Source organism: Streptomyces sp. SS7, from assembly GCF_037993025.1.
Classification (GTDB): domain Bacteria; phylum Actinomycetota; class Actinomycetes; order Streptomycetales; family Streptomycetaceae; genus Streptomyces.
Genome location: NZ_CP141223.1, coordinates 868,936 through 887,568, shown reverse-complemented (window position 1 = coordinate 887,568; position 18,633 = coordinate 868,936). Strand labels below are relative to the sequence as shown.

The window sequence follows — 18,633 nt, the reverse complement described above, 5'->3', positions numbered from 1 at the left end:
ACCGATGCCCGGCAAAAAGCGGCAACGCACGGAGGACACGCCCGTCCTGTACGAGAAGCGTGTCACGAGGTCGCAGTTGGAGGGTGAGCGGAAGGCGAAGAAAGCGAAGGAGGAGGAAGATGCCGTGAAGGAACGCCAGAGGCTCTGGGAAGAGCGACAGGCGGAGATACGCGGGCGCCACCCCGATCCGGTGGGCGACTGCGGCGACGGCAACCTGTATGTCGCCTTCGTCGAAGTCGGCCAAGGTGACTTCGCTGTGATGTCCACACCGGGTGGAAAGGTCATCGTCTTCGACGGCGGCTCACTGAGCACGGACGACGAGGACGCGGGGGGCAAAATGAACCCCGAAAGCAAAACCGCTTTCACCAAGAGGCTGCACTCGGTCCTGACTGACGAGAAGTTCCTCGGCAACAGGAACGTGATCGACATTCTGATCCTCACCCACCCGGATTCCGACCACTACAACAAGCTCGCAGCGGTGCTGGGCGATAGATACACGATCGACAAGTGTTATCACAGCGGTAATTTCGACAAATACAGTGTGGCCAAGACGAGCGCCTTCCTGGACCCCATCACCAGGATCGTCCAAAAGGTCGTCAAGAGCCATGACCCGATCGAGAAAAAGGCGGCGGGAGAGGTCACCCTTCAAGGCAGGCCCGTCCAGGCCAAGGACGAGGAGAACACCGTCGACCGGCTGGACGACGAGGGCGGCATCCTGATCCTGGACGAAGGGAAGAGCTGCCAGATATCGATCATCGCCGCCGGTATCACGTATGAATACAAGAACGACGGCAGCAACGACACCAACCGGGGAAGCATCGTCACACTCGTCGAGGCCAATGGCGCGAAAGTGCTGATGATGGGCGACGCGACCAAGAACACCGAGCAGTTCCTGCTGAACACGGCCGCGAAACGGCTCACAAAGCTGAACCTCGTGCAGGCCGCCCACCACGGCAGCGTCCTGACCTCGTCCTCCCAGGAATTCGTCGACCTGGTGGACCCGGCCGAGGCCGTCGCGAGCGCCGGACGGAAGATCCCGAAGCACCGTCACCCGAGTGACGATGTGATCAAGCGTTACGTGGAGCGGCTCGAAACGAGCGAACGCCCCGAGATCTCCTCACACACCACCTACGTCTGGCCAGGGCTCGGAGAGGGAAAGCCTTATTCCTACAAGAGCACCCAGAACGTGTTCTCCACCGGCTCCCGGGGCACCTTCATCCGTAAGTTCGGGGCGAGCACATGACCCCCGACGAGATCCGGACCGTGGTGCGGCAGACCGGCACCAGGATCGATGTGGCGATCGGCGCGCTGACCGGCGTGGGCGATCTCTTCGCCTCGTTCTTCCCCGACGGCAGCTTCGTCATCGAACCGGTGACGGCCCGTACGGAGACCGCCGACGGCGTCAGGGTGACAGGCACCGGTGCGTCAGGACCGTTCACCGGAATGGCTCTGGATGTCACCTTCAGCGCCGCACCCGGCTCCGTGCACGTCGTGGTGCGGGCCGCCGGCGCCGCGGACTGGACGTTCTCCCAGGCGTTCCCGCCCCTTCGCCGCTCGATCTTCGACACCCTGCGATTCCGGTCGCCGGTGCTGATCCTGGACTCGACGGCCACCGCCATGACCTTCGACGGCGTCCTGGTCATCACCACGCCGATGGCGCCGCTGGACCTGCTGATGCCGGGAGTCACCCACACACTCACCGGGAAGATCACCATGGTGAGCGGCCCGGAGGCGCTGGGCTTCCCCACGACTCCCGTGCCGGACATCCTGCTGTACGGGCCTGAGAAGCTGACCCTCGGCCTGGGCCTGTTCACTCTCACCGATCTGCGGTACGAGATCACCTCGGATCCCGTCTTCAACTATCACCGCATCGATTGGTCGGCGCGGGGCTCGGTCACGGTGACCGCGGCCGTCCCGATCACCGTGGGCGGAACGCGGCACGACGTGCTCGTCGACACGAAGATCTTCGGCTGGGGCGAGAGCCTGCTGTTCTCCGGGGACTTCAGCGCGCTCGGCGCCATCAGCCTCGCGGACGTGGCCGGATTCGCCGGTCAGTCCGCCCTGCCGGTCCCGTTCGACCTCTCCGTCACCAGCCCGGTGGCGCTCACCAAAGTCTCGATGCAGGTGACCCCGGCCACCCTGTCGGTCGACTTCGTCAGCCTGACCCTGGAGACCCAGGAGGAGTGGACGGTCGTCCCGGACCTGCTGGACGTGCAGGCGATCGACCTGACCTTCCGCATCGACAGCCCCCTGTCCTCGCCACGTCCGTCCGCCCTCCTCACGGGGCTGTTCGGCATCGGCAAGGAAGGCACCCTGGAGATCACCGCCGACACCCGCACCGGCACGCTGGGCGGCGGGCTGCGCGAGGGCGACGGCCCGCTGAGCATGCGCGAGGTCTACACCGAGCTGACCGGCGCCGATCCCTCGCCGGTGCCGGATCTGTCGGTGCTCAAGTTCGACTTCGGCCTGACCATTCCCCAGCAGAACGAAGCGGCCGTCTACGACGCCTTCCTAGAGCTGGACGGCGAGTGGCGGCTGACGGACTCGGTCTCGCTGAACAGCGTGATGTTCTCCGTCAAGCACGCCCAGAACACCACCTTCAAGGCGCTGGCGGTATTCGTGATCGCCGGAGTCTTCCTCAGGATCTCCGCGGCACACGACCCCGGGGCCCGCGACTGGCAGTTCACCGGCGAGACCGGACCCGATCAGCAAGTCCCGATCGGCAGGCTGTTCCAGGAGATCGCCGACCGGTTCGGCGCGATCGCCCTGCCCGCGCCGATCGCCGGGCTCGTCGTCGAGAACCTCGGCATGGAGATGTCCACCGGTACCGGACGCCTCTTCTTCACCGGCGAGGCCCTGTTCCCCCTCGACACCGCCCAGGTCGACCTGACCCTGGCGATCGACACCGGGCAGCGGACCCTCACCGCCGCGCTCGCCGCGACGGTACCGACGGCGCACGGGCCCTTCAGGCCCCGGTTCGACCTGAGGTTCGCGGGGCAGCCGACGGCGAGCTTGTTCACCGCCGCCTACAGCCACGCGGCCGGTGACCCCGTGCCCGCGCTGAAGGACCTGGTCGCCGCCCTGCTGCCGTCCGCCGCCGCCTTCGTCCCGGACGGGCTGACCGTGGACCTGAGGGACGCCTTCCTCGCCGTCGACGGGCCGACGTACCTGTTCGGCGCCGATCTGGCCCTCACGGTCGACCTGTCGCACCTGCCGGTCGTCGGCGACCATCTCGGCGCGGGCGAGATGGGCTTCGATCCGCTCCGGCTGGTCGCGGCCTCCGCCGCCCTGGCCGCGGCCGAGGTCACCGCCGTCAACGCAATGCTGCCGGACCAGGTGGCCAAGCTCCCCGACGGGGACCTGTCCGCCGGTTTCCTGATCAGCGGCCTGCTGAAACTCGGCACCCTGGAAAGGCCCCTGGCCCTGCCGGTGGCGGGCACCCAACCCACGACACCCGTACCTGACAAGTCGACGCAGAGCACCGACAACGCCCTCTGGTACAAGGTGCAGCGCTCCTTCGGGCCGATCCACATCCAGCGGGTGGGCATGCGGTACGACCATCCGCCCGGCGAGGGCGCCGAACTCGCCGTACTGCTGGACGCCTCGATCTCGGCGGCCGGACTGACCCTCACCCTGACCGGCCTGGAGGCGGGGGTCGAGCTGTCCGACCCGGCCGCGCTACCGACCTTCGGACTGGCGGGGCTCGATCTGGCGTACGCGGCGGGGCCGGTGGAGATCGGCGGCTCGTTCCTGAAGAGCACCGTCGAGTTCGAGGGCACGACCTACCCGGGGTACGGCGGGGCGGCCACCGTCCGCACCGCCGACTTCTCCCTCGGCGCCATCGGCTCCTACCTGCAACTCCCGCAGGGCCCGTCCCTGTTCGTGTACGCGTTCCTCGACAAGCCGATCGGCGGGCCGGCGTTCTTCTTCGTCCGCGGGCTGGCCGCGGGCTTCGGTTATAACCGCAGGCTGATCCCGCCCGCGCTGGACCAGCTCGCCGACTTCCCGCTGATCGCCGATGTGGTCGCAGGGCGTTCGCCCGCCACCGACGTGGGCGGGCAGTTGCAGCGGCTGAACGACTCGCTGCCGCCGTCGCCCGGTGACCTCTTCCTGATGTTCGGGATCCGGTTCACCTCGTTCGAGATGGTCGACTCCTTCCTGCTGCTGTCGGCCGGCTTCGGTCACCGGTTCGAGCTGAACATGATGGGGCTGTCGACGCTGATCCTGCCGGCGCCGGACGCGGGCGCGGCGGGCGTCACACCGGTCGCCGAGGTGCAGCTGGCGCTGCGCGCCACCTTCGTCCCCGACGACGGGGTCTTCTCGATCGCCGCCCAGCTCACCCCGAACTCCTATCTGCTGTCCCGGGACTGCCGGCTGACCGGCGGCTTCGCGTTCAGCACCTGGTTCGCCGGGCCGAACAGCGGTGACTTCGTCCTGAGCGTCGGCGGCTACCACCCGCACTTCACCGTGCCCGCGCACTACCCGGTGGTGCCGCGGCTCGGCTTCAACTGGCAGGTCAACTCCCACCTGCAGCTCACCGGCAGCGCCTACTTCGCGCTGACCCCGGCGGCGCTGATGGCGGGCGGCAGCCTCAGCGCGACCTGGCACGACGGCTCGCTGCAGGCCTGGTTCGACGCGTCGATGGACTTCCTCATCGCATGGCAGCCGTATCACTACGAGGCCTCCGCGCACGTATCGGTGGGCGCCTCGTACACGTTCTCGTTCTTCGGTACCCACACGATCAGCGCCCATGTGGGCGCGGACGTCGAGTTCTGGGGCCCGGACTTCGGCGGTCGTGCCCACATCGACCTGAGCATCATCTCCTTCACCATCTCCTTCGGCGCGTCGGGCTCCGGCGCGCCCGCACCGATGCCGTGGGACAGGTTCCGGGCGACCCTGCTCCCGCCCCGGGAGGAGATCACCACCGTCGCGCTGGCCGGCGGAGCGCTGGCCCCCGGCGGTGGCACGGACCTCGGGGTGGCCGACCCGCACGGCCTGGTGCTGGTCACCGACTCGGTCATCCCCAGCACCGGCGCGGTACGTGGTCCGGCCGGGCGGGACAAGACGCTCCCGACGGGCACCGCCGGTACGGCCTTCGGGGTGAGCCCGATGGACGTGGCGTCCGCGACCTCGACGCACCGGATCGAGATCACCAAGGACGGCAAAGAGGTCGACCACCTGTTCGATTTCGTGCCGGTCGGCAAGCACCTTCCGTCAGCGCTCTGGGGAAGTGAGTTCGGCGCCTCGCTCAACCGGCCGCAGCTGGTGGAGGAGCTGCTCACCGGTTACACGGTGCGGCCGTTGCCGCCGAAGGAACCGGCCGTCTCGGCGACCCTGCCGAGCGCCGCACTCCAGGGCGCGACCCCGCTGTTCACCGAACCGGACGCGATCCGCTGGGCGGCCGCCGAGCCGGTCCGCGGCACCGCGCACGACGCCGGCGCGATCACCGCCGCGCTGGGGGCCCCCGCCGTCGCCGCGGCCCGCGCGGCCCTGGTCGACGCGGTGCTCGGCGGTGTTCCGATCGACCTCGCCGGATTCGGCGTCGACCAGTTCCTGGAGGTCCCGCAGGTGGTCACTCATGGCTGACACCATCACGTTCGTCGATCACGCCCGGCCGGTCCTGCCGCCCGGGGAGTACGTGATCACCACCACCCAGACGATCACCGAAAGCCCGGAACCGTTCCCGGCGACCCGTCAGTTCACCATCAGCGCGGACCGGTTCTCCCTTGCCGCGGGCCGGGTGACGGCGGTCTTCCCGCCGGACGGCAGCCTCGGCGACCATCGCAACGTACTGCCGCACGTCATGCTGGACCGGCCGACGCTGCCCTGGGAACGCTCGTCCGGCGACGACGAGGAACCGCCTTCCGGCGATGTCCGTCCCTGGCTGGTGCTGCTGCTGTTCACCCAGTCGCAGCGGCCCGATCCGAAGGTGGTCCGGCTCGCCGACCTCGGCGCCGGGCCGGCGTACTTCCCCCCCCACCCCTCTGGAGGCACACCAGTCGCCCGAGGACCGGGCCACCGTCATCGACGTACCCAGAGGCGTGCTGGAGGAGATCCTCCCCTCGGCGGCGGAACTGCCCTACCTTGCGCACCTTCGGCGGACCGAGGGCGCCCCGGACGTCGCGGTGGTCCTGGGCAACAGGCTGCCGTCGGCGGACGAGCCGAGCACCGTGCACCTGGTGTCGGTGGAAGGGCGGTACCGGGCCGACGGGTTCGACCTGGGCCCCGGTGGGCCCGACTCACTCGTACGTCTGGTGAGCCTGGCCTCCTGGCGGTTCACCTGCGTGGCCGAGAACCAGAACTTCGCCGCCCTCGTCCGGGACCTGGCTCGGCACGGCAGCCCCCTGCGGCTGGCCGACAGCGGCAACGCCGCCGCGGACGGCCTGCTGCGCCAGGGGCAGGTTCCGGTGCGGCACACCCTGCGGCAGGGCGGGAGCACCGTGTCGTGGTACCGGGGCCCCCTGACGACCGGTCCGGTGGCGGTGTCGCCGCTGCCGGCGACCCGCAGCTCCGACGGGCTGCTCCGCTTCCACCCGGACATCGGCATGTTCGAGGCCGGTTACGCCGCCGCCTGGGAACTGGGCAGGCTGCTGGCGTTGCAGAGCACCGACTACGCCACCGCGTTGTACGACTGGAAGCGGCGCCGCAGCCAGAAGCGGCTGCGGGCGGCCCTGGAACCCGCCACCGGCTACCCGCTCGACGTCCCGGACATCGACGACACGCTGCCGGACACGGTACGCACCTGGCTGACGGGCCTGGCCGGTCTGGCGGGCGTCCCGTTGATGTACCTCGTGCCCGACGAGCGGCTGCTGCCGGTGGAGAGCATCCGGTTCGTCAGCCTCGACCAGCAGTGGATACGCCATCTGCTGGACGGTGCCTTCAGCATCGGCAGACTGACCGCGGCGGACGCGGAACTCGACCGGGCAGGACCGCCGGTGGACAGGGCGACCGTGGTGACCGGAGCGTTGATCAGATCCGGCGTCGTGTCCGGCTATCCCGGGCTGGTCGTCGAGGCGTTCGCCGAGGGGCACGACAGTCCGCTGGAAGAGGTGGGGACGATCCGTCTCACCCCGGACATCATGCTCTGCCTCTTCGCCGGCACACTGACCCGGCTGGACGTCCGACAGCGGCCCGAGGCGGTGCACTTCGCGGTGGAACTCCCTGCCGCCGGACAGTTCGGCAAGTCACTGCGCACAGCCGACGGGACCGGCGGACCGGTTCTTCCACCGCTGCCGCTGGGGCCGGGTGGCCGGCTGCCCATCGGTGATCTCGCGGGCGGCATCGCCGCGACGCTGGGCGTCGAGACGCTCGGCTCCGGCGATTTCGCCCGGCAGATGATCGAGACGGCCGAGCGCGTGACCTTCCTGAGCTCCTGACCGATTCCGCGGCCGCCCCCTTCTTCACTTTCCCCGGCCTCCTCCGCGGCCCCGCCGCCCGAATCGTCCCGACCTGTGCCCGGAGTGGGCAAGACGTGTGCCTCACGTCCCCCGCCCCGCCACCGCACCGCCCGAGCGGGAAGACCTCCGCCGGCCCTGAGAACGGAACTCCGACATGACCACCTTCCACGTCGCGGTCGACCACCCGGCCCCCGACACCCACGTCATCACCACCACCTATCTGGGCACCGTCGACCAGGCCCACGTCGACCGGGTACGGGCCATCGCCGCCCTTCCGGGCTCCGCGCGCCAAGTGAGGGAACACCCCCGGCACGAGGGCGCCTTCATGGTCCTGCGCGAAGACGGCGACCTGGACGTCTACGAGCCCACCGGCCCGGCCGAGCACCTCGCACCCGAGCCCGACCCGCTGCCGGAGACCCACGACGAAGCCGGCGACCGGCGCGCAGGGGTCCTGAGCAGCGACATCCGCACCCTGGGCGGTGTGCCGCACGGCGCCTCGGGCCCGGCGTACATCGAGGGCGCGACCCGGCTCGGCGCGCAGCGCATCGGGGGAGCGATGGACACCCCGCTCGAGCCGCCGCGGGCCGTGTGGCACACCACCGAGTCCCCGGCCGGCTCCGGCTACTTCACGTCCGTGGCCGCCTTCCTGATCCGTGCCGGGGTGGAACCGCAGGTGATCTACTGCCCGGTCACCGACCGGCTGGGCCAGTTCGGGCCCCTGAACCTGTCGTCGAGGGCGCTGAAGAACGACGGCACGCGCCGCACGAACCGCACCGGCAAGGTCTGCATCCAGGTCGAGGTGCTGGGACGTGCCGGCGCCCCGTGGACGAGGGGCTTCGACCCGAAGACCAAGCCGAACTTCCAGCGGCTGCTCGCCGCGATGCGCGCGCACGGCATCCCGGACGTGTGGCCCGTCGGGGCCCCGCCGGCCACCGCGGCCGCCGCGACGGAGCGTCCCCGCATCACCTGGGAGAACAAGGGCGGCCACTACGGGCACTCCCAGATCCCCGGCCAGGACCACTGGGACCCGGGCGCCCTGGACATCGAGATCGTGCCGGGCAGGCCCCGCTCCGACGACAGGGGACCCCTTCCGGACGCCGGGTCCGGCACCTACACCGTCAAGGCGGGCGACACCCTGACGTCCATCGCGGCCGCGCACCGGACCACCGTCGAGGCCTTGCTGGCCCTCAACGAAATCAAGGACGCCGACGACATCGCGGTGGGACAGAGACTGCGACTGCCGACGGCGGGCCCGGCGAAGCCGCCGGCACCGCGGTACGAGCCGTTTCCCGGGACGGCGTCCTTCCACGTCGGCCGCCGCAGCCCCCTCGTCGCCGCCCTGGGAAGACGCCTGGTGGCGCTCGGCTTCGGCAAGCACTACACCTCGGGTCCCGGACCTGAGTGGACGGAGGCGGACCGGCTCAACGTCGCCGACTTCCAGCGCTCCCGGCCCGAACTGGCGGCCGACGCGGACGGGATCCCGGGCCCCAGGACCTGGGCCGCGCTGAAGATCCCGAAGCTCTGAAGACGGCAGGGAGCCTTTCGTCGAAGTCGTGCGTGGTCGCGTCCCGGCGTTGCTGCCATTCGGGCCGGGAAGGTCCCGTCCGCGCTCGGCAGGCGCGTCAGAATCGGTGCAGGCCGTCGGGGCAGGGGCTCTGGCGAGATGCAACGGGGTCAGGCGCGTGGCCGGTCGGTGGGCGCCTCCCGCCGCTCCAGGAGCCCGGTGCGCAACTCGAGCGGGGTAACTCCGTGCCACCGGCGCACCGCCCGCCGGAGCGCACTCACGTCGGCGAAGCCCGCCTGGCGTGTGATGTCACGGAGTGTCAGTTCCCGCCGTGCTAGCAGGTGTTCGACGCGCTCGCGGCGTACCCCGTCGACGATCGCCTCGTACGTGGTGCCGCACTCGGCCAGGCGACGGCGCAGGGTGCGTTCGCTGGACGCGTGCCTGCGGGCCTGCTCGGGGAACGGGGGGACGGCCGGAAGACTCTGCGCGATGGAGATCTCCAGCACCTCGAGCAGGTCCTGCTGGTCGCGCCGCGACGCCATCTCCTTCTCCAGCACGTCAAGCACCGAGGCGTAGGTGATGGGGTCCCGCCCCGGCATGGCGGCACGGGCCCACCGCGTGGGGATCACCATGCGGCTGCGGGCGGCGTCGAAGCGCAGTGGGCAGCGGAACAGTTCGTCGAACGGGCGTGTGTCGCGCGGGGCGGAGAAGGCGAACTCGACCGCCTGCGGGGCGAATCCGGTGCCGACGCTCAGACGGATGAGGGTGACGACGCTGGAGTACGCCTCCTCGATCAGGAAGACGGCGACCGTCGGATCCAGTGCGGGATCCGGCAGATCGGCGCGCAACACGTAGCCGACATCCTCCCAGCGGGCCGACCACACCGTCATCGCCCCGGAGAGATTCTGATAGCGCACGCCCGTCTCGATGGCGTCCTGTTGAGTGTCGGCGGCCATCATCGCGAAGCCGAGCAGCCCCCACGCGGTCAGGTGCTGCGCCGCGCCCACGCGCAGCCCCAGGTGCTCGTCTCCGGTCAGCTCCACCGCCCGGCGGATGACGTCACTGCCCTGCCGGTAGGAGACCCGCAGCGCGGCGGAGCCCATCACCGTCGGATCCAGCCCGACCCGGGTCAGAAGCGGCTGCAGGTCGACGCCGTACGCGTCGGCGACCCGGACGAGGTAGCGGAGGATGTTCGGCGCGATGGTGGCCGAGGTGCTGCGGCTCGTACTCGGAGACGTGGCCGGGGCGGGAGCATCGGGCATCGAGTTCCCTCTCACCAGGCCGTTTCTCGATTCACTCTAAGCAGCCGGGGCCCCGCTTGTCGCGCCCGTGGCCGCCAGGGCCCCCATTTCGGCCTCCGGGGCGCTGCACACGGCTTCTTCCCCCTCCCAATCCTTTTGCGGAAACCCGCCTGCCTTGCCGTCCGCGGCCCATGGGACACCGGCGCGAGAGCGCAAGAAACGAAGGGCGACCCGACGGGCCGTGGCGACGGTGTTCGCCGCCCAGGCCCAGCCACCTGGATCACTCGTTCGTGTCGGTGGTGCGAGCCCGCCCCACGGTGACCTCTCCATAGGCCCGAGTTCAGCGGGACAGGCGGCCCACCACTGCACGGAACCTCTCCCGCCCTGCCGTGACGCTCGCGTCCCACAGGCCTGAAACGTCACTGCTCAGCGAGAGGGACTGGAGCCGTTGTTCCTCAGCGAGAAAGCCGGCACCCGCCACGTTCCGGTCCAGCAGGCCCATCGCGGTGAGCGCCGCATGGCCGCAGGACACCGCGGCATCGGCGCTTCCCGAGCCGTGGGCCAGCAGGGCATACCGCAGGCAGAGGGCAGCGAAGCAGGCGTAGGTGTCGGCGACATCCGTGATCCCCTCCTCCCTCGGCTGAAGCTCGTGGAACCGCTCCAGCAGGCGCACGCGGTCGGGGGCGTCGACGAGCGGCCGGTCGGCATACCAAAGATCGCGCACGGACTCCGCATAGAGGTCCATGTCGGCTTCCCGCCCCGGCTCGTCGGCCCGCAGGCCCACGAACAGCGGCGCCATGCGTTCGGTGCAGGCAGCGACATACAGGCGGATTCCCTCGCCGCCCCCGCCACGCAGCGCCTCGGCGACGGCCTCCTCCACCAGCGTCTCCATGCCCCACCCCATCCCGTTCGAACAGATCGACAGGCTACACAGCGCGCCGAGGACCGCAGCTTGACGAGCGAGGACCCTGAGGTGTCTGGGCGGCTGGCCGCCCAGGCCCCCTCTTTGACCGCACGGACCATTTCCCGCTGAACTCCAGATGAATAAGTTCCCTTCAGCCCTTCAGAAATGGGACCGCGAACGGCTGGAAAAGGGATCGGGTTCATGGGAAATGTTCAGTACGACACCTGCGTGATCGGAGCCGGGCCGGCCGGGCTGGCGGTCGCCAGAGCCCTGACGGAGCGGAATCTGCCGTACACACATCTCGAGCGGCATACAGGGCCCGGCGGGATCTGGGACATCGACAACCCCGGAAGCCCGATGTACGAGTCGGCCCACTTCATTTCCAGTAAGACCCTCTCGGGCTTCGGGGGATTTCCCATGCCCGACGAATTCGCCGACTATCCCCCGCACCGGCAGATCCTCTCGTATCTGAGGTCCTTCGCCGACGCCTACGAGCTGACGGAGCGCATCGAGTTCGGCGTCGAGGTCGAAAGCGTGGAGAAGAACCCGGACGGCACCTGGGTGGTCACCCGGACCGACGGACAGCAGACGGTGCACAGCCATGTCGTGGTGTGCACGGGTTCCCAGTGGCACCCCAACGTCCCGGAACTGCCGGGGAACTTCACGGGCGAGGTCCGCCACACGGTCGGCTACCGCAGCGCGGAGGAACTGCGTGGCAAGCGGGTCCTGGTCGTGGGAGCCGGAAACTCCGGCTGCGACATCGCCTGCGATGCGGCCCGCAGCGCGGACCACGCGGTGATCAGCATGCGCCGCGGCTACTGGTTCATCCCCAAGCACCTCTTCGGCCGGCCGGTGGACACCATAGCCAACGACGGTCCGCATGTGCCGATGTGGCTGGCGCAGCGGGTCTTCGGCACCGTCCTGCGGATCGTGAACGGAGACCCTGCGCGCCTGGGTCTGCAGAAGCCGGACCACAAGCTGTTCGAGACGCACCCCGCGATCAACTCGATGCTGATCCACCACCTCCAGCACGGCGACATCACTGCCAAACCGGGGATCGCGCGGACCGAGGGCGGGACGGTCCACTTCACGGACGGCACCCGCGACGACTTCGACCTGATCCTGCTGGCCACCGGTTACGTCCACAAGGTGCCGGTCGCGCAGAAGTACTTCGGCGACGAGCAGCACCCCGACCTGTACCTGTCGTCGTTCTCCCGTCAACACCAGGGCCTGTGCGGAGTCGGCTTCGTCGAGACCAACTCCGGCGCATACCGGCTCTTCGACACCCAGGCCCAGCTGATCGCCGGACACATCCACGACGTACGGCACCGGCTGCCGAACGCGGAGCGATTCGCAAGCCTGATCCGTACCGACCGCCCGGACCTGTCGGGCGGCCTCAAGTTCGTCGACTCGCCCCGGCACACCGGCTACGTGGACAGCGCGGCCATCGTGAAGCACCTCGCCAGGATCGCGGCCGGGATGGGCTGGCGCACCGAAGGCCGGCCGCCGCGCGTGCGGTCCCTGCGGGACGTGGAGGCGGTGTCATGAGCGGCTTCGACTTCCATGACAAGGTCATGCTGGTGACCGGCGGCGCCGGCGGGATCGGCAGCGCGATGTGCCGTCGCTTCGCCGCCGCGGGCGCCCGCTGCGTGGTCGTCGACGTCGACGAGACCCGCGCCAAGCAGGTCGCCGCCGGGCTTCCCGGGGCCGGCCACACCGCCATCGGCTGCGACCTGGTGGACCGGGCCCAGGTGGAGCACCTTTTCGAGCAGGTCGCCCACGCGTACGGCCACCTCGACGTGCTCGTCAACAATGTGGGAATGACCAGCGCCGAACGCTTCGACGTGCGCAGCGTCGAGAGCATCGAGAAGGAGATCACGCTCAATCTGACCTCGCCGCTGATCGCCACCAGGATCGCGATCCCTCTGCTGCAGGCCTCCCGGGACGCCCGCGTGGTCACCACCGTCTCCCTCGGCGGGATCTTCCCGCTGGGTGAGACACCGATCTACACGGCCTCGAAGTTCGGGCTGCGCGGGGCGATGCTCTCCCTCGGGCTCGACCTGAGGAGCAAGGGCATCCTTGTCGGATCGGTGCTGCCGTCGGCGACCGACACCAGGATGCTGCGCCAGGAGGCCGTGGACGGCGGGAACTCCATGCAGTTCCAGGACCCACCGCAGCAGCCTGCCGACGTCGTGGCGGCCGTGGTGACTCTGCTCGACAAGCCCCGCCTGGAGGCGTACCCCCGGACCGGTGAGTCCCGTCTGGTCCGGTTCGCGATGCTGGCGCCGAACCTGCTGCCGAGGGTGCTTCCGCTGTTCCGTCGGAGGGGGTGAGCGCGGCATGGCCCGCTATCTCGAGGAGCTGCGCCGCCGGGGACTGGCACGGCAGATCGACGGACGCTGGGAACTGGAGGAGGGGAAATGATCGCCGGAGAGAGTCCCGCCACGCTGAGCGTCGTCAACCCGGCCACCGGGGAGCTGATCACCACCGTGCCCGCCACGAGCGCCGAAGACGTCGCCAAGGCTGCTGAGCAGGCCCGGCAGGTCTTCGCATCCGGCGTGTGGTCCCGGCTGCCGGTCCGGGAGCGCAGCGGGGTGCTGCTGCGACTCGCCGACCTGATGGAACGCGACGCCCGGATCCTGGCGGAGCTGGACAGCGAGGACGCGGGAAAGCCGCTCACGGAGTGCCTCACCGGCGACGTACCCGGTGCTGTCGAGTCGGTCCGCTGGTTCGCCGAGGCGGCCGACAAGATGTTCGGCAGGATCGCACCCGGCGGACAGGACGGCCTCGGCCTGATGACCCGGGAACCGGTCGGAGTGGTCGCGGCGATCCTGCCCTGGAACTACCCGCTGGCCATGACCGCGTGGAAGGTCGGTCCCGCCCTCGCCGCGGGCAACTGCCTGCTGGTCAAGCCCGCCGAGGCGACCCCGCGCTCGGCCCTGCACCTTGCCGAACTCGCCACCGAGGCCGGCCTCCCCGAGGGGGTCCTCACGGTCATGACAGGCCACGGCTCTGTCACCGGCGCAGCCCTGGCCCGCAGCCCCGTCGTGGGTGCCCTCTCGTTCACCGGCTCCACCGAGACCGGGCGCCGCATCCTCAAGGACGCGGCCGACAGCAACTTCAAGCGCGTCTCGCTGGAGATGGGCGGCAAGAACCCCCAGGTGCTGATGGCCGACGCGCTCGCCTACGGGGACGAGCTCATCGACCACATGATCGAGGCCGCTTTCCTGACGATGGGGCAGAACTGCACGGCCGGTTCCCGCGTCCTGGTCCACAAGGACATCGCCGACGAGGTGCTGGAGCGGTTCACGACCGCCGCGAAGCGCCTGGTCATCGGGCATCCTGCGGACCCTCGCACTCAAGTGGGGCCATTGATCGACCGGGCGGCCTTCGACCGGGTCGCGGCGGCGGTGGAAGCCGCCCGGGCCGGTGGAGCCCGCATTCACACCGGAGGGCTGCCGCACGGCCTGCCCAAGCGTGGGGCCTACTACCCGCCCACCGTGATCACCCACGCGCCCGAAGGCAGCGACGTACTCACCAAGGAACTGTTCGGCCCCGTCGTCACCGTCCAGACCTTCACCTCCGAAGACGAGGCGGTGTACTTGGCGAACGCCACCGAATACGGGCTCGCCGCCTCGGTGTGGACCCGTGACCTCGACACAGCACTCCGGTTGGCACACGGCGTCCAGGCCGGCGTGGTCTCCGTCAACGGCTACAGCGAGGGCGACATCACCACACCCTTCGGCGGCTGGAAGCAGTCAGGGTTCGGCGGCGTGGAGAAATCGACCAATGCCTTCGACCAGTGGACCCGGGAGAAGGCCGTCTGGATCCACATCCGGTGATCCCAGTGGCACACCCGTGTGTGAGTCCCGAGACACCTGGGGACGGCTGACCGGACATGCGAATCGTTGTACGCTGCGAACACCGCCCTTGACCTGCACAAAGCAGGCAGGGAGCAGACACGTCGGGAGTTTCTCGGTGAGCTGACCCCCGTTTCGTGGAGTCCCTGAAGCCAGGCTTATGATCCTGGCCCGAAGGAGAACCACGAGCAGTGCCAGCACCACGTAAATACCCCGACGAGCTCCGCGAGCGTGCCGTCCGCGAGGTCCGCACCACCGGCCGTCCGATCGCGCATGTCGCGAAGGACCTGGGCATCCACAAGGAGGCCCTGCGCGGCTGGGTCCGCCAAGCCGAGGCGGACACCGGGGAACGCGACGACCGGCTGACCACCGCAGAGCGGGACGAGCTGAAACAACTCCGCCGGGAGAACGCGGAGTTGAGGCGGGCGAACGAGATTCTGAAGGCCGCGAGCGCGTTTTTTGCGGCGGAACTCGACCGTCCCCGGACGAGGCCGACCAGGTGATCGAGCACCTCAGGGACAAGGGCCTCGGGGTCGGGTTCGCCTGCCGGGTGCTGGGGCTGTCCGAGTCGGCGTACTACGCGCGCAAGAAGCGGCCGAAGTCGGCCCGCCGACTGCGGGACGAGCAGCTCATGCCGCTGATCGAACAGGTCCATACCGAGTCCGGCGGCACCTATGGCGTCCGCCGGATCACCCGCGCGCTGCGGCGCAAGGGCGTCCACGTGGCCCGCTGCACCGTCGAGCGGCTGATGGCCGAACTGGGCCTCGAAGGCGTCATCCGCGGCCAGCGGCGCCGCACCACCGTGCCGGAGCCGGCGGCACCCAGGCCGCCGGACCTGGTCGACCGTGACTTCACCGCGAGCCGACCCGACCAGCTCTGGGTGGCCGACATGACCTATGTCCGCACCTGGACGGGCTGGGTGTATGTGGCGTTCGTCCTGGACGTCTTCTCCCGGACGATCGTCGGCTGGCAGGTCGCGAACCACATGCGAACCGAACTGCCGTTGGACGCACTGGAGATGGCGTTGTGGAGACGGAAGATCAAGAAGGACTCCGGCCTCATTCATCACAGCGACCGCGGGGCGCAATACGTATCAATTCGCTATACCGGGAGGCTGTCCGACGTCGGGGCTTCGGCCTCGGTCGGCTCGGTCGCGGACAGCTATGACAACGCGATGGCCGAGGCCCTGAACGGCACCTTCAAGGCCGAGCTGATCGAGATGCAGGGCCCCTGGAGGGACGTCGACCAGCTCGAGCGGGCGATCTTCCAGTGGGTCGCCTGGTACAACGAGGAACGGCTCCACTCCGCCCTCGACTACGTACCGCCCGCCGAGTACGAACGCGACTGGTGGCGACAGCAGGAGGCCACCCCGCAGTCCGCCTGAAACAAGATCGCCGGACTCCACGAAACTCGGGGCAGCTCAGTTTGATCAGTCCCTACATCCGCGAGGTCTGGGAGGACGCCTTCCCCGAGCCGCTCCACACGGCTCCGGCCGACACGACCGCCGCGTGAAGCTCACTCCGCTCCACGAGCGTCTCCTCGCCGACATCCTCGACCTCGGCTCCCCCTACCCTCTGGTCCTCACCGGCGGATACGCCGTGCAGGCCCACGGCCTGGTCGAACGCTTCAGCCGCGACCTCGACGTCGGCCACCGAAAACCCCGCTCCGATGGATGACATCGTCGCCTCACTCACAGCAGGTCTCAGCGAGCGCGGATGGCGGACCACGCACGTCCAGACTGATCCGCTCAGCGGCCGGTTCCTCGTCACCGATCCGGACACCGGCGAGGAGTGCGAGGTCGACGTCCTCAAGGAGGCGTTCTGGGCCCCTCCGGCTCAGACACCCTACGGCCCCGTTCTTTCCCTCGACGACGTGATCGGCACCAAGGTCCGTGCCCTCGCCGACCGCGGCACCGTCCGTGACCTCATCGACGTCCAGGCTGCCTCCCGCCACCGCTCCACCGCCGACCTCGAATCCCTGGGCCGCCGTCGCGCCCACGACGAGTTCAGCCTCGAAGACCTCCGGGACCGGCTCATCGGCGCGGACTGGTACGAGGACGAGGACTACACCGCGTATGGGCTCACCTCCCGGCAGATCGAAGAACTCAAGGCGTGGGCGTTGGAGTGGGCGGAGGATCTGGGGGCGCGGATCCATGACGAGAACGCCTGAGAGACGGTCATCGTGTCCATGCCCGCTACCGCCGTTGCAACGAGAGGATGCGGTGTAGCCGGCAGATTCCACCCCGGAGCCGTCCACGGTGAGTGGCTGCCCTGCACGGCGGATGTGCGGGGCAGCCGAGCGATACCCAGCAGTGGACTCACGGCGAAACCGGGCTGCGGTAGCGGTCCTTCTCCAGACAGGGTGGGACGTGGAGACGTCCCACCCCGGCTGGGTCTCATCGGACGTACTTCGCCGACTTGGTGGCGGCGTTGAACAGGTACTCCAGCGGGCCGCGGCGGAAGAAGCGGGACCAGCTCGCGGCGAACAGGATGGCTCCGAGGACGAACATGAGCAGCGGTACCCAGGATTGCTGGGTGCCGGTCCCGGCGGGCACGGACAGCGCTGACTGTGCGACGAAGTGGCCGACGTAGGCCGTCAGGGACATGGTGCCCACGGCGATGACGGGTCTGGCCAGGAGGCGCAGTCGCGGCAGGCGGTCCATCGCCACCGTCGCGCCAATGATCACGAGGATCGCGACGCCCACGCTGCCGATGATGTCGAACGTGGTGCCGCTGTGCGGCCCGGCCGTCAAGAGCAATGACGCCGGCATGTCGGGGAACGACCCGCCGTCGGGGGGCATCGACCCGGAGCCGCCGGACGACGGCCCGCCTTCGGCGAGGCTGTCCAGCGCGTGCTTGCCGGCGAGCAGCAGGGACATGCCGTACGCGGTCACGGTGAGGGCGGCGCCCAGCGCGGCCAGGCGCCCTTGGACCTTGCCGGAGGACAGGTCGAGGCGGCCCAGTGCCATACCGGCGATCACGAACGGCATCCACGTGAGCGCCGGGTAGAAGCCGGTGAGCAGCAGATCGAGCACGCCGACCTCGCTGAGCCGGCGGAGCGGGTCGTAGGCGTTGATGGTCTGCTGGATCGGCTGGGTCAGCAGCGAGTTGAGGGCGAAGGCCAGCTGGGGTGTGACGAGGGCGAGGGCGGCTGCGGTGATCGCGAGTGTCCTCGCCGACAGCCGTACCAGGGGCAGGGCGAGGAGGAAGTAGAGGCCGTAGAAGCCGAGGATGATCACTCCCCCGTATTCCATCGCCATCACGGTGCCCAGCGCCAGCAAGATGACGGCGCGGATCGCGATGCGGGCCTTGGCCTGCCGGCCGGCCAGGCCAGTCTTCGGCTCCGGGCGGCCGGCGATCAGCATCAGGGAGAAGCCGGCGAGGGTGGCGAACAGGACCGATGAGTGACCTTCCGACATGTACCGGATCCAGCTGGCCACGCCGTGTGTGGCCGACAGCGGGGGGCCGATGTGCACGACGTACATGCCGAACACCGCCAGCGCGCGGGCCAGGTCCACCCCGACGAGGCGTCCCATCGAGGACCCGGGAGCGGCCGGCACGGCGGACTCGGGCGGGGTTCGGGGCTGCGGAGGCGAGTTCTCCTGCGGAGCAGGCGTCTTCTGCGGCGGCTGCGTCTGAGTCATACGGAGAACCTCGCGTGGACGTCGGGGGGCGGACCATCCGGCAGTCTTCGGTGACGCCCCCACCGATCGGCGGGTAGTGCCCTG

At 69.5% G+C, this 18,633-nt stretch carries 9 protein-coding genes and 3 pseudogenes; 9 read left to right on the top strand and 3 right to left on the bottom strand.

Going from position 1 to position 18,633, the window contains the following annotated elements; all coding sequences use genetic code 11:
- Positions 1 to 4 precede the first annotated feature (4 nt).
- The 4 genes from U5640_RS04105 to U5640_RS04090 all read left to right on the top strand — a co-directional run bounded on the left by U5640_RS04105 (position 5) and on the right by U5640_RS04090 (position 8,922).
- Positions 5 to 1,243, top strand: coding sequence for a hypothetical protein (locus U5640_RS04105; RefSeq protein WP_340374426.1), 1,239 nt, complete (start codon positions 5 to 7; stop codon positions 1,241 to 1,243).
- Positions 1,240 to 5,586 carry a DUF6603 domain-containing protein gene (locus U5640_RS04100; protein WP_340374425.1) on the top strand — a complete coding sequence of 1,449 codons (4,347 nt, stop codon included), beginning with the start codon at positions 1,240 to 1,242 and terminating at the stop codon, positions 5,584 to 5,586. Before U5640_RS04105 ends, U5640_RS04100 begins: the two co-directional genes overlap by 4 nt.
- Before the next feature lie 455 nt (positions 5,587 to 6,041).
- Positions 6,042 to 7,376 carry a hypothetical protein gene (locus U5640_RS04095; protein ID WP_340374424.1) on the top strand — a complete coding sequence of 445 codons (1,335 nt, stop codon included), beginning with the start codon at positions 6,042 to 6,044 and terminating at the stop codon, positions 7,374 to 7,376.
- Between the two features lie 175 nt (positions 7,377 to 7,551).
- Positions 7,552 to 8,922, top strand: a complete 1,371-nt coding sequence (locus U5640_RS04090) for a peptidoglycan-binding protein (RefSeq protein WP_340374423.1) — start codon at positions 7,552 to 7,554, stop codon at positions 8,920 to 8,922.
- 149 nt (positions 8,923 to 9,071) lie between these two features.
- On the opposite strand, the gene U5640_RS04085 is transcribed toward U5640_RS04090, so the two are convergent.
- Both U5640_RS04085 and U5640_RS04080 read right to left on the bottom strand, forming a co-directional pair.
- Complete coding sequence (locus U5640_RS04085) at positions 9,072 to 10,163, bottom strand: AraC family transcriptional regulator ligand-binding domain-containing protein (RefSeq protein WP_340374422.1); 1,092 nt, start codon at positions 10,161 to 10,163, stop codon at positions 9,072 to 9,074.
- 319 nt (positions 10,164 to 10,482) lie between these two features.
- The gene (locus U5640_RS04080) at positions 10,483 to 11,034 is read right to left on the bottom strand and encodes a hypothetical protein (RefSeq protein ID WP_340374421.1); all 552 of its coding nucleotides are present in this window, start codon (positions 11,032 to 11,034) and stop codon (positions 10,483 to 10,485) included.
- A 213-nt stretch (positions 11,035 to 11,247) separates the two neighbouring features.
- Here U5640_RS04080 and U5640_RS04075 point away from each other — a divergent pair, with 213 nt between their 5' ends.
- The 5 genes and pseudogenes from U5640_RS04075 (at position 11,248) to U5640_RS04055 (ending at position 17,075) form a co-directional block, all read left to right on the top strand.
- Entirely contained in the window at positions 11,248 to 12,594 is a 1,347-nt protein-coding gene (locus U5640_RS04075) for an NAD(P)-binding domain-containing protein (RefSeq protein WP_340374420.1), read from the top strand.
- Positions 12,591 to 13,470: pseudogene (locus tag U5640_RS04070) on the top strand (SDR family oxidoreductase). The gene U5640_RS04075 and the pseudogene U5640_RS04070 overlap by 4 nt, the downstream one beginning before the upstream one ends.
- The gene (locus U5640_RS04065) at positions 13,467 to 14,888 is read left to right on the top strand and encodes an aldehyde dehydrogenase family protein (RefSeq protein WP_340374419.1); all 1,422 of its coding nucleotides are present in this window, start codon (positions 13,467 to 13,469) and stop codon (positions 14,886 to 14,888) included. The pseudogene U5640_RS04070 and the gene U5640_RS04065 overlap by 4 nt, the downstream one beginning before the upstream one ends.
- Before the next feature lie 209 nt (positions 14,889 to 15,097).
- A pseudogene (locus U5640_RS04060) lies at positions 15,098 to 16,290 on the top strand (IS3 family transposase).
- A gap of 124 nt (positions 16,291 to 16,414) precedes the next feature.
- Positions 16,415 to 17,075 (top strand): annotated as a pseudogene (locus U5640_RS04055) (nucleotidyl transferase AbiEii/AbiGii toxin family protein).
- A 226-nt stretch (positions 17,076 to 17,301) separates the two neighbouring features.
- Here the strand turns inward: U5640_RS04055 and U5640_RS04050 are convergent.
- On the bottom strand, positions 17,302 to 18,549 hold the full coding sequence (locus U5640_RS04050; RefSeq protein ID WP_340374418.1) for a DUF418 domain-containing protein: 1,248 nt from the start codon (positions 18,547 to 18,549) through the stop codon (positions 17,302 to 17,304).
- Between the last annotated feature and the right edge of the window lie 84 nt (positions 18,550 to 18,633).

Excerpts from the sequence above, each read along its gene's own strand:
- U5640_RS04065 (WP_340374419.1), top strand. The coding sequence starts at position 13,467 with ATGATCGCCGGAGAGAGTCCCGCCACGCTGAGCGTCGTCAACCCGGCC.
- U5640_RS04085 (WP_340374422.1), bottom strand. The coding sequence starts at position 10,163 with ATGCCCGATGCTCCCGCCCCGGCCACGTCTCCGAGTACGAGCCGCAGC.
- U5640_RS04105 (WP_340374426.1), top strand. The coding sequence starts at position 5 with ATGCCCGGCAAAAAGCGGCAACGCACGGAGGACACGCCCGTCCTGTAC.
- U5640_RS04100 (WP_340374425.1), top strand. The coding sequence starts at position 1,240 with ATGACCCCCGACGAGATCCGGACCGTGGTGCGGCAGACCGGCACCAGG.
- U5640_RS04090 (WP_340374423.1), top strand. The coding sequence starts at position 7,552 with ATGACCACCTTCCACGTCGCGGTCGACCACCCGGCCCCCGACACCCAC.
- U5640_RS04075 (WP_340374420.1), top strand. The coding sequence starts at position 11,248 with ATGGGAAATGTTCAGTACGACACCTGCGTGATCGGAGCCGGGCCGGCC.
- U5640_RS04080 (WP_340374421.1), bottom strand. The coding sequence starts at position 11,034 with ATGGAGACGCTGGTGGAGGAGGCCGTCGCCGAGGCGCTGCGTGGCGGG.
- U5640_RS04050 (WP_340374418.1), bottom strand. The coding sequence starts at position 18,549 with ATGACTCAGACGCAGCCGCCGCAGAAGACGCCTGCTCCGCAGGAGAAC.